The 21,142-nt window shown below is 70.2% G+C and carries 16 protein-coding genes; 11 read left to right on the top strand and 5 right to left on the bottom strand.

Annotated elements, in window-relative coordinates; genetic code table 11:
- Positions 1-4 precede the first annotated feature (4 nt).
- Genes ABNF93_RS19750 through ABNF93_RS19760 form a run of 3 tightly spaced genes read left to right on the top strand, consistent with a single transcriptional unit; the run spans position 5 to position 3,318 of the window.
- Positions 5-1,603 (top strand): AlkA N-terminal domain-containing protein, encoded by a 1,599-nt coding sequence (locus ABNF93_RS19750; protein ID WP_349329571.1) that lies wholly within the window; start codon positions 5-7, stop codon positions 1,601-1,603.
- On the top strand, positions 1,600-2,169 hold the full coding sequence (locus ABNF93_RS19755; protein ID WP_349329572.1) for a methylated-DNA--[protein]-cysteine S-methyltransferase: 570 nt from the start codon (positions 1,600-1,602) through the stop codon (positions 2,167-2,169). The genes ABNF93_RS19750 and ABNF93_RS19755 overlap by 4 nt, the downstream gene beginning before the upstream one ends.
- Before the next feature lie 15 nt (positions 2,170-2,184).
- The gene (locus tag ABNF93_RS19760) at positions 2,185-3,318 is read left to right on the top strand and encodes an NAD(P)/FAD-dependent oxidoreductase (protein WP_349329573.1); all 1,134 of its coding nucleotides are present in this window, start codon (positions 2,185-2,187) and stop codon (positions 3,316-3,318) included.
- A gap of 68 nt (positions 3,319-3,386) precedes the next feature.
- Here ABNF93_RS19760 and ABNF93_RS19765 read toward each other — a convergent pair whose 3' ends face one another.
- The 3 genes from ABNF93_RS19765 to ABNF93_RS19775 all read right to left on the bottom strand — a co-directional run bounded on the left by ABNF93_RS19765 (position 3,387) and on the right by ABNF93_RS19775 (position 6,834).
- Positions 3,387-5,351 carry a copper resistance protein CopC gene (locus ABNF93_RS19765; protein ID WP_349329574.1) on the bottom strand — a complete coding sequence of 655 codons (1,965 nt, stop codon included), beginning with the start codon at positions 5,349-5,351 and terminating at the stop codon, positions 3,387-3,389.
- The gene (locus ABNF93_RS19770) at positions 5,348-6,139 is read right to left on the bottom strand and encodes a YcnI family copper-binding membrane protein (protein WP_349329575.1); all 792 of its coding nucleotides are present in this window, start codon (positions 6,137-6,139) and stop codon (positions 5,348-5,350) included. Before ABNF93_RS19770 ends, ABNF93_RS19765 begins: the two co-directional genes overlap by 4 nt.
- Positions 6,140-6,381: 242 nt before the next feature.
- Complete coding sequence (locus tag ABNF93_RS19775; RefSeq protein WP_349329576.1) at positions 6,382-6,834, bottom strand: MerR family transcriptional regulator; 453 nt, start codon at positions 6,832-6,834, stop codon at positions 6,382-6,384.
- 46 nt (positions 6,835-6,880) lie between these two features.
- Between ABNF93_RS19775 and ABNF93_RS19780 the strand changes: the two genes are divergently transcribed.
- The 8 genes from ABNF93_RS19780 to ABNF93_RS19815 all read left to right on the top strand — a co-directional run bounded on the left by ABNF93_RS19780 (position 6,881) and on the right by ABNF93_RS19815 (position 18,399).
- A complete protein-coding gene (locus tag ABNF93_RS19780) occupies positions 6,881-7,498 on the top strand; it encodes a class I SAM-dependent methyltransferase (RefSeq protein ID WP_349329577.1) in 618 nt (205 codons plus the stop codon).
- Between the two features lie 160 nt (positions 7,499-7,658).
- The gene (locus ABNF93_RS19785; RefSeq protein WP_349329578.1) at positions 7,659-8,726 is read left to right on the top strand and encodes a lactonase family protein; all 1,068 of its coding nucleotides are present in this window, start codon (positions 7,659-7,661) and stop codon (positions 8,724-8,726) included.
- 472 nt (positions 8,727-9,198) lie between these two features.
- Entirely contained in the window at positions 9,199-11,679 is a 2,481-nt protein-coding gene (locus tag ABNF93_RS19790; protein ID WP_349329579.1) for a YncE family protein, read from the top strand.
- A 151-nt stretch (positions 11,680-11,830) separates the two neighbouring features.
- Positions 11,831-12,763 (top strand): DUF1775 domain-containing protein, encoded by a 933-nt coding sequence (locus ABNF93_RS19795; RefSeq protein WP_349329580.1) that lies wholly within the window; start codon positions 11,831-11,833, stop codon positions 12,761-12,763.
- Entirely contained in the window at positions 12,760-14,586 is a 1,827-nt protein-coding gene (locus ABNF93_RS19800; protein ID WP_349329581.1) for a copper resistance CopC/CopD family protein, read from the top strand. Before ABNF93_RS19795 ends, ABNF93_RS19800 begins: the two co-directional genes overlap by 4 nt.
- 36 nt (positions 14,587-14,622) lie before the next feature.
- Complete coding sequence (locus ABNF93_RS19805) at positions 14,623-16,590, top strand: PepSY-associated TM helix domain-containing protein (RefSeq protein WP_349329582.1); 1,968 nt, start codon at positions 14,623-14,625, stop codon at positions 16,588-16,590.
- An 11-nt stretch (positions 16,591-16,601) separates the two neighbouring features.
- Entirely contained in the window at positions 16,602-17,096 is a 495-nt protein-coding gene (locus ABNF93_RS19810) for a 2Fe-2S iron-sulfur cluster-binding protein (protein ID WP_349329583.1), read from the top strand.
- Between the two features lie 88 nt (positions 17,097-17,184).
- On the top strand, positions 17,185-18,399 hold the full coding sequence (locus ABNF93_RS19815; RefSeq protein ID WP_349329584.1) for an NAD(P)/FAD-dependent oxidoreductase: 1,215 nt from the start codon (positions 17,185-17,187) through the stop codon (positions 18,397-18,399).
- Between the two features lie 10 nt (positions 18,400-18,409).
- Here the strand turns inward: ABNF93_RS19815 and ABNF93_RS19820 are convergent, their stop codons facing one another.
- Positions 18,410-19,450, bottom strand: coding sequence for a zinc-dependent alcohol dehydrogenase (locus tag ABNF93_RS19820; RefSeq protein ID WP_349329585.1), 1,041 nt, complete (start codon positions 19,448-19,450; stop codon positions 18,410-18,412).
- A gap of 166 nt (positions 19,451-19,616) precedes the next feature.
- Positions 19,617-21,137, bottom strand: a complete 1,521-nt coding sequence (locus tag ABNF93_RS19825) for a rhamnulokinase (protein WP_349329586.1) — start codon at positions 21,135-21,137, stop codon at positions 19,617-19,619.
- Between the last annotated feature and the right edge of the window lie 5 nt (positions 21,138-21,142).

A 21,142-nucleotide genomic window follows, 5' to 3' on the forward strand; every position in this document is an offset into this window, starting at 1 on the left:
GCCGATGTCGGTGGGCGGTGGCACGCTCGACAACGTGATGCCCTCCAGCGAGCAGTGCTACCGCGCAGTCGAGTCGCGCGACCCGCGTTTCGACGGCTGGATCTATGTCGGCGTGACGACGACCGGCATCTACTGCCGGCCGAGCTGCCCCGCCATGACGCCCAAGCGTCGCAACACCCGTTTCTTCCCGACCGCCGCCGCCGCGCAGGAGTTCGGACTGCGGGCCTGCCGCCGCTGCCGCCCGGACGCGGTGCCGGGCTCTCCCGAGTGGGACGTGCGCGCGGACGTGGCTGGTCGGGCGATGCGACTGGTGAACGACGGCGTCGTCGAGCGCGACGGCGTTGCCGGGCTCGCCGCGCGGCTCGGCTACACGACCAGGCACCTCAACCGGCTGCTCATCGCCGAACTCGGTGCCGGCTCGCTCGCCCTCGCCCGCGCCCGCCGTGCGCACACCGCCCGGCTCCTCCTCGAGACGACGACGTTGCCGATCACAGACGTGGCGTTCGCGGCGGGGTTCGGCAGCGTACGCCAGTTCAACGACACGATCCGCGCGGTCTTCGCGGCGTCCCCCAGCGAGGTGAGACGCGCCTCGCGGGAACAGACACCGACGAACGGCGCCGTCGTGCTGCGCCTGCCCTATCGCCCTCCGTACGACGTGGACGCCATGTGGCGCTATCTCGCCGACCGCATGGTGCCCCGGCTGGAAGAGACGGGCGAACCCGCACGGCACCCGGCTCCCGGGAGGCGTCGTCCCGCGCGCGAGGCTGAGGCCGCGGTGGGGATCAGCGCGCCGGCATACCGCCGTGCCGTGCGCCTCCACCACGGTGCGGCGATCGTGGAGCTGACGCCACGCGAGGGATTCATCCAGTGCGCGCTGCGGTTGGATGATTTGCGCGACCTCGGCGTCGCCGCCGCGCGGTGCCGCCGGCTTCTTCATCTCGACGCCGACCCCGCCGGCGTGAGCGACGTGCTGGGCCGCGACCCGCTGCTCGGACCTCTCGTGCGCGAATGGCCCGGCCTCCGCGTGCCGGGCAGTGTCGACCCGTTCGAGACGGCCGTACGCGCGATTGTGGGACAGCAGGTCTCCGTCGCGGCGGCGCGGACCGTCACCGGTCGGCTCGTGGCAGCGTACGCCAAGCCACTCGCCATGCCCGCCGGATCGATCACGCACACGTTCCCCGCCGCCGACGCGCTCGCCGACGCCACCGGCCTGCCCATGCCGAAGTCCCGGGCGAGGACACTCACCGCGCTCGCGGCCGCCGTCGCCGACGGGAAGGTGAACCTCGAGCCCGGCGCGGACGGGAGCGAGACCGAACGCGCCCTGCTCGACGTTCCGGGCATCGGGCCGTGGACCGCCGCCTACGTCGCGCTGCGCGGCCTCGGTGACCCGGACGCCTTTCCTGGAACGGATCTCGGCATCCGCCGCGCACTCGTCGACCTCGGAGTCGCCGACCATCCGGCCACCATCGCCGCGCTTGCCGAACGCTGGCGCCCGCTGCGCAGCTACGCCGCACAGTATCTCTGGACCGCACATGCACCTCCCCGGGAACTCGGCGGAGACCGGCAACCCGAGCACAGCAACCCTCGAGGACGGGCCACATGACCACCATCCATTACACCTGCACCATGGACTCGCCGATCGGCCCGCTCGAGCTCCGGGCAGGGCCCGAGACACTCACCTCGATCCGCTTCGTCGACATCGCACCCGCAGCGCAAGGCGAGGTTGACGCCAGCCCTGCCAGCCCTGCCAACCCTGCCAACCCTGCCAACCCTGCCAACGTTGACGACAGCGGCAACGTTGACGACAGCGACGTGCTGCGGGCGGCGATCACCCAACTGGACGAGTACTTCGCCGGAGAACGCACGGACTTCGACCTGCCCCTGCACACCGGCGGTACGCCTTTCCAGCAACAGGTCTGGTCGATGCTCGCCGAGATCCCGTACGCCGAGACCTGGTCCTACGCCGAGCTGGCGCGGCGGATCGGCTCGCCGACGGCGTTCCGGGCAGTCGGTGCGGCGAACGGACAGAACCCGCTGCCGATCGTCCTGCCCTGCCATCGCGTTGTCGGAGCCAACGGCACGCTGGTCGGCTACGGTGGCGGCATGGACCGCAAGCGCACCCTGCTCCAACTCGAGGCCACTGTCCAACTTCAGCGCGACTTCGGCTGACGGGCCGAGGACACCATGCGGATCGTGGTGGTCGGGTCGGGGATCGTCGGCGCGAGTGTCGCCTATCACCTCGCCCGGAGGGGTCGTGACGTCGACGTCGTCCTGGTCGACCGTGGGGATCCGGGCCGCGCCACCGACGCGGGTGCGGGCATCATCTGCCCGTGGCTCTCGTCGGCCAAGCGCTACGTCGACGCCTACCAGCTGCACGCGGCGGGCGCTGCGTACTATCCCGAGCTGATCGAAGCCCTCGGCGACGACGGCGAGACCAAGCCCAGCTACGCGACGGTGGGCGGGCTGTTCGTCTCCACCGACGACGCCGCGCTCGCGGACGCACATGCACTCGCCACCCGACGAGCGGCCGAGGCGCCGGCGGTAGGCGAGGTCACCCGCGTCGACTCCGCTGACGTACGCCGGTACTTTCCGCCGTTGCGGGAGGACTATTCCGGCGTCCACGTCTCCGGTGGTGGGCGGGTGGACGGTCGGATGATGCGTGACGCGCTGGTCCGGGCGGCGGCCCGACGTGGCATGACGCGCAGGTCCGGTTCTGCCCAGCTCGCCGTGGACGACATCGGCCGGATCACCGGCGTACGCCTCACCGGCCGCGGCTCCGCAGGCGACCTGGTCCCAGCGGACGCGGTCATCGTCGCGGCCGGCGCCTGGACACCGGAACTGCTCCGTCCGTTCGGTGTCAAGCTTGCCTTGACGCCGCAGAAGGGACAGATCGTCCACCTCCAACTCGCCGGTGTCGACACGTCCGCGTGGCCCATCGTGCAGCCGCTCGGAGCGCACTACCTGCTGGCGTTTCCGGGTGGGCGGATCGTCTGCGGCGCCACGCGCGAGACGGGCTCCGGGTTCGACTACCGGCTCACGGCCGGCGGCATCCGCGAGGTCCTCGACGACGCGCTCACCGTCGCGCCCGGGCTCGCCGACGCCACCCTGCTGGAGTCCCGGGTCGGGTTCCGGCCGCGCAGCGACGACGAGATCCCCTTCCTGGGGAGGGTTCCCGGTGTCGACGGACTGGTCGTCGCGACGGGGATGGGGGCCACCGGCCTCACCGCCGGACCGTACTCCGGACGGATCGCCGCGGCCCTCGCACTCGATGAACCCTCGCCGCTCGACCTCACGCCGTTCCGGATCGACCGGCCCTGAACGCTGGCGAAACTGAACGCCGACGAAACTGAGCGTCGGCGAGCCCGGGAGGCCGTACCGAACGGTCCTCACCGGATGTCGACCGGAGCCGTCACCGTCACCTGGTCCACGTCGGACGTACGAATCGTCACCGTGATCGTCCACTGTCCAGCAAGGGGAAATATCGGCAAGGAGATGTAGTGCCCCTGCGATGCCTTCGCGACCTTCAGGTTGATCGGCCCCACATCAGGTTCGGTGAGCTTCGCGGCGGCGCTGATCTCGACCGGGTCCACCGGCCGGCCGTCCTTGCCGACGGTGGCCAGGTGCATCGTCGTCACCCCGACCTTCGGAGGCTGGACGACGAGTTGGATCGTGCCCTGTCCGCCGGGTCCGCCGGTGTCGTAGGGAATGGTCGCCATCCCAGGCACCGTCGCCATCCCAGGCACCGTCGGCATGGTCGGCGTCGCTCCAGGTTCCGCCGCGCCCCCAGTTCCGTCCTGCCCACCTGTCGTTCCACGCGCATCGCCCCCCGCAAGCGCGGTCGCGCCTGCCACATCGGTCCGTGCGCTGTCCTCCTTCGCCAGCGCGGTGCGGCCGGTCTCGGTGTTGACGAGCACCGCCGTCAGGATCAGGACCATGCCGGCGACCCCGACCTCGCCCACCACGGATCGACGCAACCTCGCGACCTCGCTGTTCGCAGGGTGCGGCGCTCCCCGCCGGCGGGTCGACGAGTGGGCGATCGGGGCGACAGCCGGGCGCTCGTGCCGGCGTACCCACGACCTCGCACCGAACGCGAGGACCAGGATGACGAGCACGAGCGCCACCTTGAGCATGAGAACGCCGCCGTAGTCGGTGCCGGTGAGTGCTGCGACACTGCCGACCTGGCGCCAGGCCTGGTAGAGACCCGTGGCGGCGAGTGCCGCGACACAGGCCATGGCCGTCGCCGAGAACCGTCGTACGGCGGCGCGCACGCCGTCGGCCCCCCGGCCGGGCAGCAGCACCACACCCAGCGCGACAAGTCCGCCGAGCCAGACCGCCATCGCCACGAGGTGGACCACGTCCGCGACGATCGCGACGGGCACCTGGACACCCGCGGCGCTGTGGTTGGCCGCGCTCCACGTCGCGGCGAGAGCGGCGGCGCCCGCGATGACGCCCGCGCCGCGCAGGGTTCGCGTCCGGCGGTCGTCCGTCTGGTCACTGCCGCGACGCGCGAGCCGACGGAGCAGCAGCCATCCCCCGACCGCGAGCACGGCGAGCAGCAGCAGCCGCACCACGAGGGCGGCGCCGAGCCGGGTCTGCAACGTCTCGGCCAACAGCGACGGTCTGGCGATCGCCCCGACCGGCAGGTCGGCGACGTACGGACCGTAGAAGAGCAGTGCCGCGACAGTCGCGCCCGCGAGCCCGATCCCGCCGTACCGGAGCAGCCGGAGCGCCCGCGGATCACGCGTGCCAGCAGGCCAACAGACCGCCACGAAGTACGCAGTGCCGACGCACAACGCCAGGCCCGCGAACGCCAACGCGCGCACCACCCCCGACAGCACGCCGATCAGGGAGTACGCATCGTCACCGGCCGCCTCGACCGCAGCCGACCCCCTGCCTGCACCCGTCCCTGTACCCGCGTTCGCCTCCGCCGGGTCCGGACCCGCCGCGGCGGACGGCTCGCCGACGGTGAACGCGAAGGCACCCCGCACGGGATGCGAGTCGGACGACGTCACCTGCCAGGTGACCGTGTACACACCGGCTCGAAGCGAGCCGCGGATCGGCACGGCGACCGTGGTGGCGTCGCCCGGAGGGTGCGCCAGGGCACCCGTTCTCACCGACCTGCCGGCAGAGTCCAGGACCTTCACCGCGCCGAGCCCGAGGTCGACCGGCTCGGTGAACGTCAACCTCACCTCGTGCGGCGCGGTCGCGAGGCGCTGTCCATTGGCGGGTTGGGTCGACACCAGGTCGGCGTGGGCCCACGCCTGGCCCGCTCCGACGAGCAGAGCGAGCCAGGTGGTCACCACGGCCGCCACGACCGTGGCACAACGTCGGATCAGCCGACGACGACTCACCGCCGCGCCTTCGCCGGCTCCTCAGGGGCGGCCGCGGCCTCAGTCGTCGATGTCTGCGGGATGGCACCGGTCGGACGGCGGCGCAGGATCGCGACGCCCAATGCCAGCAGTCCGGCGGCCAGTCCCGCACCGGCCAGCCAACGGGCGCCCGGATCCTGCGCGGCGACGGCCTCGGTCTGACCAGCGGGCTCTCCGCCGCCCGCATCCTCCGCCGCCGTACCCTCTGCCGCCGTGTCTTCGGCCGCGTCGTTCGGCGACTCGGCCGCGCCGGCTCCCGCGTTCGCCGCTTCGGGCGGTGCGACCGTCAACATCGGTGCCGGACTCTCGGGCTCCGTGCCATCAGCACCTGGGAGTTCGATCCAGCGGACCACCTCCCCGCTCGAGTACGTCTGCAGTGCCTTGAACGCGAGCGCCGCCTCGCCCTGCGGCAGCCGGCCGGCCGACACCTCGAACTCCTGGAACTCGCCCGCCCCGATCGTGCCGCCCCTCCACACGATGGACGACACGACCTCGGTGATCTCGCTGTCGCCGGACACGATCGGCTCGGCGAGCTTCTTCATGGTGACCGTCGATGTCCAGCCGGGTACCGGCTTGACCGACGCGTGGCCCAGCGGGTTGTCCTGAGGAAAGACCACCTCGACCCGCGTGGTGGACGCGTCGTCGCGTTCGTTCGGGACGCGGAAGGCGAGCTTGGCGTAGCCGCCCGCCTCAACCGTGTCCGGATTGACGGTGACGTGCGCAAGCGCGGGCCCCGGGATCATGACGACACCGGCGACCGCGGCGAGCACGCAAGCCAGCCGGATTCGGGATCGGCCATCCCCAGACGACGAACTCGACGCGCCCATCGGCTTCCCTTCTTCGATGTGGAACGGAAGTGGTCGCATTTCGCCACGAGCCGGAGCAAGCTCGTTGATGGGGAAAATACGGTCACCGTGGTAGAAAGCCAGGCGGATGTTACGAACGGTGCCCGGTGGTACTACTCGACCGTTACGATCCGGTCACCACATCCGCTCTCGGCAGTGCGAGACGTTTAACGCCTGCGGTATCCGTCAGGCACCGGCTGACCGTGCTCCGCGGCGAGCTGTTCGAGGGGTACTCCTGCGAGCCGCCGGTCAAGCGCATCGATCATGTACGGACACTCACGAACCGGGTGCTCGGCCGGACATTTCGCGGCGTGCTCGAGGAAGTGCTGAGCCCCTCTGGCCTGGGCGATGAGGTGCTCGAGCATCTCGATCTGCTCACTGACGACCTCGCGCCAGCGATCACTCGGCTCGTCGAGGACAGCCGAGGCGGCGTCCAGGCTCATCCCCAGCTGCTGCATGATCTGGATGAACGCGAGTCGACGCAACTCCTCGGGACCGTACATCCGCCGGCCGCCCTGGCGCGCCGCTGGCCGGACGAGGCCCTTCTCGTCGTAGTAGCGCAGCGCCGACGTGTTCATCCCGAGGCTGGTGGCGGCCTCACCGATGGGCAGGAGATCCATGTCGCCATTTGACTTCAAGTCGGGTTGAAGCGCCAGTCTGACGGCCATGGAGACAGAACTCGCACGTTCGTGGGCCATGGAGCGGCCGGTCACCTCTCCGTTCGCCAGGCCCAATGGCATCAGGGGACGCCTGGCCGGGCGGATCATGCTCTGGACGAACCCGCAGCACGTCGTTCTCGACAACCTCGAGGTGCGGCCCGGTGATCGGGTGCTCGAGGTCGGGTACGGTCCAGGCGGCCTGGTCCGGTTGCTTGTCGAGCGTACGGACGCCGTGCTCATCCAGGGGATCGATCCCTCACCCGACATGCGGGACGTCGCGACGAGAGTCAACCGGGCCGCTGCCGGGGAGGGCAGGGTCGACCTGCGCGTGGGGACCGCGGAACGGACAGGGCTCCCGGACCAGAGCGTCGATCACGTCGTGTCGGTCAACAACGTCGCGATCTGGCCCGACCTCGAGGCAGGCCTCCAGGAGTTCCACCGTGTGGTACGCCCCGGCGGCACGGTGGTGATCGCCTGGCACGGAGGGACGGACCCCTCCCGGATCGCCCGGTCCCTGCGCCTTCCGAAGGACAAGCTGGACCGGATCGAGCACGGCCTCGAGAAACTCTTCTCGCAGGTCACGCGACGCCAGTCGAAGAACCTCGACATCTTCAGATCCCGCTAGGGGGTGTCTGATGGATCACGATCGATCAGACACCCCCTAGCATGCGGCGAGCGGTCCCTGACATGCTCCTCACTCAGCCGACAGGACCAGATGCCTGGCGCGCGGAACGGCCAGGATGGCTGCGGGCGAGGCGTGCGAGCGCAACCAGACGGAGGAGCCAATGGCGAGCAGCGGCACCGCGACCGACCACCGCAGGGTCTACATCGGTTCGTTCACGGTGGGAGCGGGAGGCGACGGGGCTGGCATCAGTCTGGCCGAGCAGGATCGCGGGTCGGGTGCGCTCGAACTCGTCGGACTCGTGGCCGAGACAGCCTCGCCGGCTTTCCTCGCCTGGCATCCGAGTGGCAGCCATCTCTACGCCATCAACGAAACCGCCGCCGCGTCGGTCGTTGCCTACGCCGTCAGCGCGTCGGGCGAGCTGACCGAGGTCGGCACCGCCCAGCCGACCGGCGGCAGGGGAGCCTGTCACCTCACAGTTCATCCGTCCGGGCGCTATCTATTGACCGCGAACTACGGCAGCGGGCACGTCTCCGTGCACCAGATCCTGCCCGACGGGTCGGTGGGCGACCGCACCGATCTGATCCAGCATGCCGGCTCGGGTCCGAACCCCGACCGCCAGGAAGGACCCCACGCGCATCAGGTACGCATCGATCCGAGCGGTCACCAGGTCCTCGTCGCCGACCTCGGCATCGACGCCGTCCTCACGTACACACTTGACCTCGACACCGGCACGCTCACGCCAGGGCCGGTCGCGAAGACGGCGCCGGGTGCCGGACCCCGCCACCTCGCCTTCGCACCGGACGGGATGGTGCACGTCGCCGGCGAACTCGACTCCACCGTGACGACCTACGCGCTCGATCCGCGGACCGGAACGATGGAGGGCCGAGGCGTCGCGCCGTCGACCGTGCAGCGCGCCCCGGCGGACAACTACCCGTCGGAGATAGCGATCAGTGACGACGGCCGTCATCTCTACGTGGCCAACCGCGGCCTCGATGTCATCGGCACCCTGGAGGTGTCGGGCGCGAGCGTGCGGCCGGTCGCCGACGTCCCCACAGGTGGGGCGTGGCCGCGGCACCTGGCCGTCTTCGGTGGACATCTCTATGTCGCCAACGAGCGCTCACACGAGGTCACGCACTTCGCCCTCGACCCGGTGACCGGCGTACCGAAGCAGGCCGACGACGTGCTGGCCGTGCCCAGCCCCGGCTGCATCCTCCCCGCGCCGAGCTAGCACGCCAGACCCGTCCACCACGGACGGGGCCCACCAGGCCCTTTCTGGGCTCTTCCCACAGCGTCTTCCCGCCGGGGCGGGAAGACGCTGTCGGACGGGATCCCGGCACACCCGTTACCCATCACCACGGTTCGTCGTTGAGCGGGACGAGTGCTGCACACCGGCAGAGGACGGCCCTTCCCCGGTGGCTACTGTCGCGCCCTATTCGGGCATATCACCGAAATCCCGCATTGAGGGTTAAGCCCGTTTAACGGTGCATTTACGACCTCGTCTCCATTTCGGCGCCTCTCAGGCATTTCACTCTTTGTGTTCGAACTGTGCCGTCGGATCAAGCGGCAGTTCGAGCGACCCTCTGGGATCGAACGAAGGGAACCTCATGCCCGAAAATGCTCCCCCGGGAGCGTCGAGGAGACGCAAACGTCTCAAAGGAGCGGCCACGGTCCTGGCGCTCGCGGCACTCGGAACGGTGACGATGGCAGCACCGCAGGCGGCCGCGCTGCCCGTCGGTGCTGGTCCGGTACCGATCACCTTCGATCTGAAGGACAGCAACGGCAACTGGTTCGACTCGGGGCTCGACCTGTTCGGCGGTCAGTCGCTCGCGGTGGGTGTCCTGCCGCGGGTCGGCATCGCGAGTGTCGGTGGGCCGGTCGGCGTCCCGGACGTCGGTGGACTCGCCGGCGGCGGGGTTCCGGACGTCGGTGGGCTCACCGGCGGACTGACCGGTGGACTCACCGGCGGCGGAGTTCCGGACGTCGGTGGGCTCACCGGCGGACTGACCGGTGGACTCACCGGCGGCGGCCTTCCGGACGTCGGCGGACTCACCGGCAGCGCACCGGACGTCGGTGGGCTGACCGGCGGTGCCGCGGGCGTCGAGGGGCTGACCTCCGGCGTACCAGGCATCGGTGGACTGACGTCGGCTCAGGCCTCTGGCCTGACCAACGCCAACCTGACCGACTCGCTCTCCGGCCTCGTGTCGGGTGCGACCGGCGGGGTGCCGTTGCTCGGGGAAACCGGGGTCAACCTGTCCGAGATGCTCAACCTGGACAGCACCCTGGCGGCCGTGACGTCGATCGCGCAGTCCAACAAGGAGGCGGCTCCGGCCGCCGCCAAGGCGGAGTCGCTGCTCGGGCAGTTCGCCGAGCAGACGGCCGACCTTCCGGTCGATGCGCCGATCAGCCTCGACAGCCTGCCGGTCGGCGTCGACCTGCAGAAGGCCCTCGATGACCTCACGAAGTTCGCCCAGAAAGGCCCTGCGGTCACGGCGACCTTCAACATCGCGGGTCCGGACAACGAGTCGGTGCACGACATCACCTCGCTGATCCGGCCCAAGGGCGCTCCGATGTTCGAGCAGCCGGGTGCCTTCATGGGCGAGGCGTCGACCCAGCTCACCGAGCCGGGACTGTACGCGTGGACGTGCACGATCCACCCGTACATGCTCGGTGCGGCGGTCATCGACGACCCGCTCACGGTCGGGCTCGACTTCGGCAAGGAGCTCGAGGTCACATCGCGCGACCTGAGCGTCCCGTCGAGTGCGGACGTCATCCAGCGGCTGGTGAACGCGTTCTTCACGATCACCGTGCCGGACAACTGGCAGGAGTACAGCTACACGGAGTCCTCGAGCTGGAACCCGGTAGTCCCGCCCGCGCCGATCCTGCAGTACGACGAGGACGGCGACCAGGTGCTGATCCCCAACCTGGATGCGTACTACGACCAGAAGTTCAAGTACCCCAAGGAGTTGCCGGCGCTGAGTCCGCCGAAGACCCCTGGGGTCGGCGAGGTCTGGATCGACACTCAGATGGAGGAGTACGCCGGTAAGGACAAGGTGGGTGCGGCCACGAAGATCGATGTCGAGAACTGGAAGATCGCTCGCAAGATCTCCGGTTCAGCCATCAACATGAACAACCCGCACAACATGTGGACCGACAAGAACTACAAGTACCTGTACCAGACGGAATGGTTCGACGACGAGCTGTCCGTCTTCGAGCGGGAGAGCGGCAAGCACGTTCGTACGGTCAAGGTGGGACCAGACCCCTCCCACGTGATGACCCGGACCGACACGGACGAGGTGCAGGTGGCCATCAACGGTGGCACCGATGTCGTGGAGCTCACGCCGGGCGCCACGAAGATCGATCGGCGCATACCAGTCGGCCCGCAGAGCCAGGAGGCCATGCCGCAGCACCCGCATGCGTTCTGGCTCAGCCATGACGGAAAGACGACGGTCACCCCGAACGTCAATCCGTACGACGCCACCATCGTCGACAACGAGTCAGGGACGTGGCGCAAGGCACCAACCGGTGAGTTGCCGATCGCCACGGGCATGACCCCCGACTCGTCGAGGGCATACCTGGCGGACTTCCTCGGCGCAAGCATCTCGTGTATCTCCATCGCGGAGGACGCGTGTATGCAGGATGGCGAACTGGTGACCAACAGCAGCATCGACCTGTGGGAGAACTACGACCCGATCTCGGGGCCCACGGGCGGTCCATTCGGTGGCCTCACCATCCAGCTCCCGGTGAGCCCGGACGGTAAGGCGCTGCTGGCGGCCAACACCTACAGCGGCACGGTCTCCGTGATCGACCCGTCGACGAACGAAGTGGTCAAGGACCTGCCGTGTAACGCCGGCTGTCACGGCATCAACTTCGGTGCCAAGAAGGGCGGCGGTTACTACGGCTACGTGTCCAACAAGTTCTCCAACGCGGCACAGGTGATCGACATCGACCCGAACATGGATGGCGACATCTCTGACGCCACCATCGCTGGGCAGCTCGTGATGTCGCAGGAGCCTGGCACCGCGATGGAAGACACCATCACGGGTCAGGACGGCATGGGCGGACAGGGTGTGTTGCCTGTCCCGATTGTCTACAACGGCTGGTCGCAGCAGGTTCCCGCCGGTTGGCGGGAGAAGCTGACCTGCGAGCAGCTCAACCCGATTGATCCAGACGCCTGCTCGTAGGCATCTGAACGCGGCCCGGGGCATCGCCCTGCCCCGGGCCGCACCCTCGATGAACAGAGTCTCCATGAACGGTCCCTGTTCAGGGCCGCCTCCTTCATTCGTGCATTCGTGACTGGTCGTCCCGGCCTTGCCATCCCCAGGGAGTCCCACCATGGCGCTCTGCCAGTCCCGCCTTCCCCGCTATGTCACTCTCGTACTCACCGTGCTAGCCACTGTGCTCGCCACGATGGCCGCGACCATGCTCGGCGTCCTCGTGATGGCCGAACCCGCCGCGGCCCGCGTCTCGATCGTGCCCGGCACGGTGAAGGGCGGAGGAACGGAGACGTTCGCCATCCGGCTCGCCAACGAGCGGCAGGACACGTCGACGAACCGGCTCGCGCTCGTCTTTCCCGACGACACACCGATCTCGATCGTCGAGGTCACCCCCGTGAAGGGCTGGACGGTGAGCATCTCGACAAGGCCGCTGAACCCGCCGGCCGAGGTCGAGGGTCGGGCCGTCCGCGAGGTCGCCGAGTCCATCGTGTGGGAAGGCGGCCGCGTCGGCCCTGGCCAGTTCGAGCAGTTCCTCGTCACGCTGGGGCCGCTTCCTCGCCACGGCCGCCTCGCCCTCGAAGCGACCCAGACGTACGCGAACGGCGACACCGACATGTGGCCCGACGCCTCGGCATCCAGTCAGCAGAACCCCGTGGCGCCGGCCATCACCATCGGCGCGGGAAGGGTCGACACCCCGTCCGCGAGCCCGCCGGCGGACGACGCCGCAGCCGTCAAGTCGGCCGACGACTCCGCCGACCGAGGCGACTCTGCCCAAAGCGCCGGTGAGTCGGGCGGGCAGTCCGACGACGACATCCTGACCCTGCTGCTCGTCCTGGTACTGGCCTGCATCGGGGTGATCTTCGGGATCGCTCTCGTCCGGCAGGTGCGAACGCACCGGAGCGCCTCATCCGGCGAAGCTACGGACGATGCCGACCAGCCGGACAGTGCCGACCAGGCGGGCGACACCGACCACGCGCATCACGCGGACCACGCGGCCGATCCGGCGGACGAGGCGGGAACGGCGGCGGCGACCGAGGCGAGCACCCGATGACACTTGTCCAGAGTCGAGGCCGAAGGGCCTCGGCGCAGGGCACGCGTACACCGTCGCTCGTCGGGCGAGCCATCGCGGTCTCGTTGCTGGTACTCGGGTGCTGGGCCGCGTTGCTCGTGGTGGCGTCGCCATCCACCGGCGACGCCGTGCTGCGATCCACCTCGCCGGGTAACGGCGAGACCGCGCGGCCGGAGCGTCTGCTGCTCACCTTCGACCGGCCCGTTCCCGCGGGGTTCGTCACCGTCCGTATGACCGACCCGTACCGCAGGGAGGTCGTCCTCGACCGTCCGAGCAGAGTGGACGGTCGCGCCGACACGATCTCCGTGCCGATGCCGAGGACGCGGTTCGCCGGCACGTACGCCGTGGCGTGGAGCCTGCCGTCCAGCCAACTGGAACCCGTCGGCGGCACGTTCACCTTCGACTTCGTGTCCCGGAGCCGGGAGCATCCGGCCCCACGGATCGAGACCGAACCGAGCACGGTCATCGTGGTGGTCTGCACGCTGGCTCGGTTCGCCGCGTTCGCGGCTATGGTCGTGCTCGTCGGCGCCGTGTTCTTCGTCGCCGTCATCTGGCCGGCCGGTGCCCGTCGTGTCCGCCGCCTGATCACCTACGCCTGGCTCGGGCTCGTCGCCGCCACGCTCGCGGTTCTCGTGTCGTACGGACCCTATGCGGCCTGGGCACCGCTGACCGACGCTCTCGACCCCGCGCTCCTGGTAGCCACCTTCCAGTCGGAGCAGGGCGCCGCGTTGCTCGCGCGGCTGTTGGTGCTCGTGCTGGCCGGGTTCGCCGTTGCGGAGCTGGTTGCCGCCCGGCCGCCCGAGACCACAGGGGAGCTGTGGCTGCGAGGCGGCGGTGTCCTTGGCTGCACGGCAGCGCTCGCGGCCACCTGGGCCCTCCCGGGTCACACCACGTCCGCGCTCGGGCCGCTCGAGGTGGCCGTCGACATCGTGCACCTCACCGCGTTCGGAGTCTTGGTCGGTGGCCTGGTGCTGTCGTGCGCGGCGCCGCTGCGCAACCGCGAGGTCACCGACGCACGCGAAGCGGGTGCCCGGTTCTTCCGCGTCGCGCTGGTGTGCGTCGGCGTGCTCGTGCTCACCGGCGGCTACCAGAGTTGGCGCCAACTCGGTGGCCTCGACGCGGTGACCGCCACCCCGTCCGGCTGGCTGCTCATCGCAAGGACCGCGCTGGTGGTCGCACTCGCGGCGGTCTGCGTCGCGGGCCGCTGGTGGCTGCGCCGGCGCGACGACTGGCCGCGGCATGGTCCGGGCAAGCGACGTCAGCCGGTCGCTCCGACCAAGGGTTTTCGCCGGCTCATGGCGGTCGAGGCCGGGGTCGCCGGAACCTTCCTGGCCGTGACGGCACTCCTCGTGGCCGTCCAGCCCGGGCTGCTCCCGGCGACCGGCGCACAGCGGCCGGTCACACAGGGATCGGCCACACAGGGGTCGGCCACACAGGGGTCGGCCACACAGGGGTCGGCACACACGCTTCCCGCCCCGGCACGGCTCGCGTTCGACACCGGCGGCCCCGGCGGAAAGGGCTGGCTGGATCTGGTCGTCGTCCCCGCCACTGTCGGCGAGAACACTCTGCACTTCTCGGTGCTCGACCGGAAAGGCGCTCCCAAAGACGGCAGCGCGGTCAAGGCCGTCCTCAAGCAAACAGGCGGTACGGGCAGGTCGGTGCGGGTGACGAGCCAGGAGGTCGCACCGGGCCACCTGGTCAGCACCGCGACCATCCCGGCCCGCGGGGAGTGGGAGCTCGCGCTGACCATCCAGTCCGTCGGCGGGCATCGGCAAACCCTCACCGGCGTCGTGGACGTCGGCTGACGGCTGTCCCGCCAGGGCACACAGAAGGAGTTCACGTTGTCCACATCGGACGCCGCTCAGGACACCGCTCGGCAGGTCCGGCGGCCGGCCTCCCACACCAGGAAACCGCGACCCGCCGACACGCGCACCGTCGTCCGCGTGCTTGCCCGCCGGCTGCACTTCCTGGCCGGGATCTTCGTCGCGCCGTTCCTCGTGGTGCTGTGCCTCACCGGTCTGCTCTACGTGTTCACCCCGCAGATCCACGACAGCCTGTACCACTCGATGTTGTACGTCCAGAACGCCGACGGCAGACCACACCCGATGTCGCACCAGGTCGAGGCAGCACTCACCGCACATCCGGAGGCCACCGTTCGGGCAGTCATGCCGCCGCCCGCACCGGACCGCACCACACGAGTCCTGCTGTCGGTGCCCGACCTGGACGACTCCGGCGAGCCTGGCGCGACCCGGACGGTGTTTGTGGATCCCTACACCGGCTACCTCAACGGTGAGCTGACCACGGTCGCCAACCAGCTACCCGCCAACACCTGGCTTCGCGATCTCCACAGCAACCTGCACCTCGGCGACGCCGGACGGCTGTACTCCGAGCTCGCCGCCAGCTGGCTGCCGTTCATCGCCCTCGGTGGCGTGGCCGTGTGGCTCCTCCAGCCGGGCCGCAGACGGCGGTGGGGTGAGCTGCTCAGGCCCTCGACCCGCAGCAAGGCGGAACGGTTGCGCCTGCTGGGCGTGCACGGCCCGGTCGGGCTCTGGTTGGCCATCGGCCTGCTCCTCCTGGGTCTCAGCGGGTTGACCATGTCCCAGTTCGCGGGCGGTCGTACGCAGCAGGCGGTCGACCCACTCGACGCGCGAGCTCCGGCGCTCACGGGAGCCCCCGTCGACGTGCCGGCGAACGCCGACCGGATCGGCATCGACGAGGCGCTGGCCGTCGCCGCGGCGGAGGGGCTCGGTGGTGAGTTGGTGGTGACTCTCCCCGCCGCGGAGAGTCGGCCGTACACCGCCGCCGAGAGGTCGGTCGGCCTGCCCCTCCGGCACGACAGCATCGCGATCCATCCCTCCTCCGGGAAGGTGATCGAACGGATCGGCTGGAGCGACTACCCGCTGGGCGCCAAGCTCGCGACCATCGGCGTCGAGTTCCACACCGGCAGGCTGTTCGGACTCGCCAACCAGATCATCGTGGCGCTGCTGGCGCTCGGCGTGATCGCGTTGGCCTGGCTCGGCTACCGGATGTGGTGGACGCGCAACCCCTACAAGGACCCGTGGGCGTCAGCGCCTCCGCCGGCGTGGCGGCAGCTGCCGCGGACCGTCCTGGCTGGCGTCGTGGTGGCCGCCGCCGTGCTCGGCTGGCTGCTGCCGGTCTTCGGCGTGAGCCTGGTCGGCTTCGTGGTCGTCGACGCGGTGATCAACGCGATCCGGCGGCGTCGACAGTCGCTCCGCACCCGGGCGGCGCTGACCGCGGGTACCGTCAGTGCCGGTGCCACGGCCCTGGTACGGCGACTCCGTAGGCGTCCGGCAACGGTGGCAGCGGGGTCGGCCGCCCTGGTTGCCTCCGTCGTCCTCGTGCTCTCCGTCCTGTGGCCCTTCGGCGCGCGAGAGATCGGCGAGGCGCTACCCGCACCGGCGCCCACCCGCCCGGCCGTACCACCGGAGAGCCGCGAGCCGACTCCCACGGAGTCGGTGACAGGGCCCACACCGACGCCCGAACGGACACGACCGGGCTCGGAGCCCGCCGCGGACTGGTCGCCGCCGGTCACGCGGCCGAACCGGGACCCCGGCGCACCCGGGCCAGCCGGGACGCCTACGCCGACCGCGACCGAGCAACCCCCCACGTCCGCGCCGAGTCCGTCGCCGACCGCGCCGGAACCACCACCGAGCCCGTCGCCCACGTCACCGAGCCCCACTCAGCCGCCCAGTCCGCCACCGCCCGACAGTCCCCCACCGCCCGACAGTCCGACGCCGTGCACGGTTCGGATCGCTGACCTGTGCGTCATCGTCGACCTCCCCTGGTGAGGACACCGCGCATGCTCACTGGGGGCGGATTGCGGGGGGCGAACATTTACCGCACAACGCACGGCTGGCTCATTGAGAGCGAATCTAACATTCCGGCAATAAGCCCTTATTACCGTTTCCTCTACGCGGCATCGACGCCCACGTCCACCGGAAAGGCATTTGGAAAGGTCGGAGCTTTGATGATGCCCAAGATCACCTATTGTCAGCAGGACGGCTCCGCGATGTCCTTCGATGTGCGCACGGGGATGTCGGTCATGGAGGCGGCGCTGGAAGGCGGCGTCGATGGCATCGTCGCCGAGTGCGGCGGCAACCTCATCTGTGCCACGTGCCATGTCTACGTCAACCCCGAACAGCTCGACAGGCTGCCCGAGATGCGCATCGACGAGGACGCGATGCTCGACAACACCGCGAGCCCTCGCGAAGCCAACAGTCGGCTGTCCTGCCAGCTGCGGGTCACAGGCGAGTTCGATGGTCTCATCGTCACCGTTCCCGAGGAGCAGACGTGACCACCGAGCGAACCCGACGCAGTGAGCGGAGTGGCTGGCGATGCGCAGCGAGCCGTCCGCGGAGCGAACGAGGAGCGGTGAGCGAACAATGAGCACCGTCGTGATCGTGGGTGCCGGGCAGGCGGGCTACCAGGTGGCCGCGTCGCTGCGGGACAAGGGATATCGGGGCCGCGTCGTCCTGGTCGGCAATGAACCGGGCATCCCCTACCAACGGCCTCCGCTGTCCAAGGCGTACCTCACTGGAGCGCTGGCTGACGCCAGGCTCGCGCTGCGTCCGATGACGTTCTATGCCAAGCACGACATCGAACTGGTGGCCGGGCACGCGGTCGGCATCGACCGCGAGTGCCACCGACTCCGCCTCGCCGACGGCCGCGAGCTGGAGTACGGGCATCTCGTCCTTGCCACCGGCACCCGCAATCGGGAGCTGTCCGTTCCGGGTGCCCGGCTCGACGGCGTACTCGGCCTGCGTACCAAGGCCGACGCCGACCGCATCCGCCAACGGCTGGGCACCGCCCGCGACATCGTGGTGATCGGCGGCGGCTTCATCGGACTGGAGTTCGCCGCGTCAGCGGCGAAGCTCGGGCTGACGGTGACGGTCGTCGAGGTGGCGGACCGGGTGATGCGGCGGGCGGTGTCGCCGGTGGTGTCCCAGCACTACGAAGCCTTGCACGAGCGGCATGGCAATCGCGTGGTGCGCGGTGTCCCGGTGGCCGGCCTGCACGGCACGCAGCACGTGACGGCGGTCGAGCTCGCGGACGGCACCGTGCTGCTGGCAGGCGTCGTCGTGGTGGGAATCGGTGTGGTGCCCAACACCGAGCTCGCCGCGGAAGCCGGACTGGCCGTCGACAACGGAGTCGTCGTCGACACCCACATGTCCACGTCGGACCCCGATATCTCCGCGATCGGCGACTGCGCCGCCTATCCCAGCAGGCACACCGGCCGCCATGTCCGCCTGGAGTCGGTGCAGAACGCCGTCGACCACGCCAGGTGCCTGGCCGCCCGTCTCACAGGTACCGCCGAGCCCTACACGTCACTGCCGTGGTTCTGGAGTGAGCAGTTCGACGCCAGACTCCAGATCGCCGGCATCTCGGACGGTTACGACAATGCGGTCGTACGCGGCGATCCCACGGAAGGCGCCTTCTCGGTGTTCTGCTTCCGTGGGGAGCGGTTGGTCGCCGTCGAGTCGGTCAACCGCGTGCCTGACCACATGGCTGCTCGCCGTCTGCTGGCGGCCGGCCGGTCACTCCGCCCGGCCGACGTCGTGGACAGCTTCGACCTCAGGAGCTACGCGGCGGCGTCGTAGGGGCATCGGGCTACGACGACGACGGGTCACCGGGGAAGACCAGCACCTTGCTCGCGCCGTCGGTTCCCCTCGCCAGTGCCTCGAACGCGGTCGGCGCCTCCGCCAGGCCCACCCGGCCCTCGACCAGCCGGGCCAGCTCCGGCGGCGCCGTCGCCACCCAGGCAGCCGTTTCGCGGAAGTGGTCGGCCGTGTAGCAGTAGCTGCCGATGAGGGTGCGTTCCTCGATACTCACGTCGTACGCGGGAATGCTCACCTGCGGCTCGTGCATGCCGACCAGCACCACCCGCTCGCCCGGCGCACATACGGTCAAGGCGTCGGTGAGGGAACGCGACGACCCCACCGCGTCCACGACCAGGCTCGGTGGGCCGCCGAGCGCGGCCGCGGCATCGTCGGCGAGCGAGTCACCAGCAGCCGGGTCGATGGTCGCCACACCCACGTCGGCGAGCAGCGAACGGCGTCCGGCGTGCGGCTCGGAGACGACAAGTCCGCCGGCACCAAGCCGCCGGGCGGCCAGCGCGCACGCCTGCCCGATGGGCCCGCCGCCGACGACGAGCACCCGGTCGCCCGGCCCGCATCCGCCACGGACGACGGCATGCTGGCCGACCGCGAGCGGTTCGACCAGGGCGCCGTACTCGGCCGGCATGTCCTCGGGGAGGGGCACGGCGTTGCCGGCCGGGACCGCCATGAGTTCGGCGAACGCCGAGCTGTACGCCGGATCCACGCCGATGATGCGCTTGACGGGGCAGCGGTAGTCCAGCCCCGCGCGGCAGGCGGCACAGGTGCCGCACGCGAGCACGGGGTGGACGGTCACCAGCGTCCCCACCGGCGGCGCGGCCACGTCCGGCCCGACCGCGGCGATTCGGCCGACGGTCTCGTGCCCCATGACCTGTCCGGGAAAGCGACGGCCGTTCTCCCCGGTGAAACCGTGCACGTCGGACCCACAGATTCCGGTGGAGACGACGCCCACGACCACCTCACCGGGGCCCGCGACAGGATCCGGCCGCTCCTCGACCGCGATCTCCCAGGGGCCACGAAAGACAAGTGCGCGCACGAGGACCCTCCCGCGGTTCGACGTCGCCGGCACCATACCCATCGGCGCGCCGGCTCATGAAAGGGCGGTCAGCCGGCTGACCGACCTGCGGCAACCGTCCGTCCGGTTCCGGTCGGTTCGGCGACGTCCAGGACGTACGCCTCCACGCGCCGGGCGGCGCGTCGTGTCAGTCGCCCAGGTGGGCCCGCCAGCGGTCAGTGTCACGGGGATCGTGGCGGCGCAGCTGCTGGGTGCGCCGGACGAGCGCGCGTCCGGCCACGCGATCGGAGATGACGCCGTACGCGCGTGCCTGGACGAGCAGGTTCCCCAACGCGGTCGCCTCGACCGGGCCGGCCACCACGGGCCGCCCACAGGCGTCGGCGGTGAGCTGGCAGAGGAGGGTGTTGAGGGCGCCGCCGCCGACGATGTGGACGACGTCGACCTGGGCGCCGGAGAGTCGCTCGGCCAGTCCCACGTTGCGCGCGTGCGCGAGCGCGAGGCTGTCGATGACGCACCGCGTGAGCGCCGCGGGGGTGGTCGGCTCCGGTTGGTTCGTCCGCCGGCAGTACGCGCGGATGCGTCCGGGCATGTCACCCGGAGCGAGGAACTCCTCGGACTCGGCGTCGACGACGCTGCGCAGTGGCGGCTCGGTCTCGGCGGCCGCGAGCAACCCCTCGAGACTCACCTGCTCACCCGACTCCTGCCAGTGGCGCAGGCTTTCCTGCAACAGCCACAGCCCCATCACGTTTCGCAGGTACCGCACGGTGCCGTCGACGCCCACCTCGTTGGTGAAGTTGGCGGCGAGACTGTCCGCGGACAGGACGGGCGCGGGTAGCTCCACCCCGACCAGAGACCAGGTGCCGCACGAGATGTACGCGAAATGCTCACCCTCGGCCGGCACCGCTGCGACCGCGGAGGCGGTGTCGTGCGACGCGACCGCCGTCACCCGCAACCCGTCGTTGACACCCAGTGCCGAACGCACGTGCGGCAGCAGTGTGCCGACAGGCTCGCCCGGTTCGCGCAAGGGCGGGAAGATCCGCCGTGGCAGGTCCAGCTTGGCGATGAGGTCGTCGGACCAGCCCGACCTTGTGACGTCGTACAGCTGGGTGGTGGAGGCGTTCGTGCGTTCCGCCCCGATCGTGCCGGTGAGGCGGTGGCACAGCAGGTCGGGGATCATCAGCATCGCCGCCGCCCGGGCAAGGTCGTCCGGTTGTTCCGCGAGCAGCTGGTAGGCGGTGTTGAACGCCATGAACTGCAGGCCGGTCCTCGCGTAGATCTCGGCGTCGCCGAGCTGCGCGCGGACGCGTTCCATCACGCCCGCGGTGCGCCCGTCCCGGTAGTGCGCCGGCGGCGCGATCAGCGCGCCCGACTCGTCGAGCAGACCGTAGTCGACGCCCCACGAGTCGATGCCGACCGACTCCAGCCGCGACGCGTCAGGAAGGGCCGCGGCCGTCTCTGTGGCGGCTCGGATCCCAGCCAGGATGCCGTCCCACAAGGCGTCCAGGTCCCAGGACAGCCGGCCGGCCGCCTCGATCGGCTCGTTCGCGAACCGGTGGACGACCTTCGCCGTCAACGTGTCCTGGCCGACGTGTCCGAGCAGCACCCGCCCACTCGACGCGCCGAGGTCGACGGCCGCGGCGGTCAGCGTCTTCTGCCTGGCTTGAGCGGTCGGTGAGGCCTGCGGGGCGTTCGTCGTCGGGCTGTCCATCCGAA

Source organism: Actinopolymorpha sp. B9G3, from assembly GCF_040120725.1.
Lineage (GTDB): Bacteria > Actinomycetota > Actinomycetes > Propionibacteriales > Actinopolymorphaceae > Thermasporomyces.

Excerpts from the sequence above, each read along its gene's own strand:
- ABNF93_RS19750 (WP_349329571.1), top strand. The coding sequence starts at position 5 with ATGTCGGTGGGCGGTGGCACGCTCGACAACGTGATGCCCTCCAGCGAG.
- ABNF93_RS19755 (WP_349329572.1), top strand. The coding sequence starts at position 1,600 with ATGACCACCATCCATTACACCTGCACCATGGACTCGCCGATCGGCCCG.
- ABNF93_RS19760 (WP_349329573.1), top strand. The coding sequence starts at position 2,185 with ATGCGGATCGTGGTGGTCGGGTCGGGGATCGTCGGCGCGAGTGTCGCC.
- ABNF93_RS19775 (WP_349329576.1), bottom strand. The coding sequence starts at position 6,834 with ATGGATCTCCTGCCCATCGGTGAGGCCGCCACCAGCCTCGGGATGAAC.
- ABNF93_RS19780 (WP_349329577.1), top strand. The coding sequence starts at position 6,881 with ATGGAGACAGAACTCGCACGTTCGTGGGCCATGGAGCGGCCGGTCACC.
- ABNF93_RS19785 (WP_349329578.1), top strand. The coding sequence starts at position 7,659 with ATGGCGAGCAGCGGCACCGCGACCGACCACCGCAGGGTCTACATCGGT.
- ABNF93_RS19790 (WP_349329579.1), top strand. The coding sequence starts at position 9,199 with ATGGCAGCACCGCAGGCGGCCGCGCTGCCCGTCGGTGCTGGTCCGGTA.
- ABNF93_RS19795 (WP_349329580.1), top strand. The coding sequence starts at position 11,831 with ATGGCGCTCTGCCAGTCCCGCCTTCCCCGCTATGTCACTCTCGTACTC.
- ABNF93_RS19800 (WP_349329581.1), top strand. The coding sequence starts at position 12,760 with ATGACACTTGTCCAGAGTCGAGGCCGAAGGGCCTCGGCGCAGGGCACG.
- ABNF93_RS19810 (WP_349329583.1), top strand. The coding sequence starts at position 16,602 with ATGCTCACTGGGGGCGGATTGCGGGGGGCGAACATTTACCGCACAACG.
- ABNF93_RS19815 (WP_349329584.1), top strand. The coding sequence starts at position 17,185 with ATGAGCACCGTCGTGATCGTGGGTGCCGGGCAGGCGGGCTACCAGGTG.
- ABNF93_RS19825 (WP_349329586.1), bottom strand. The coding sequence starts at position 21,137 with ATGGACAGCCCGACGACGAACGCCCCGCAGGCCTCACCGACCGCTCAA.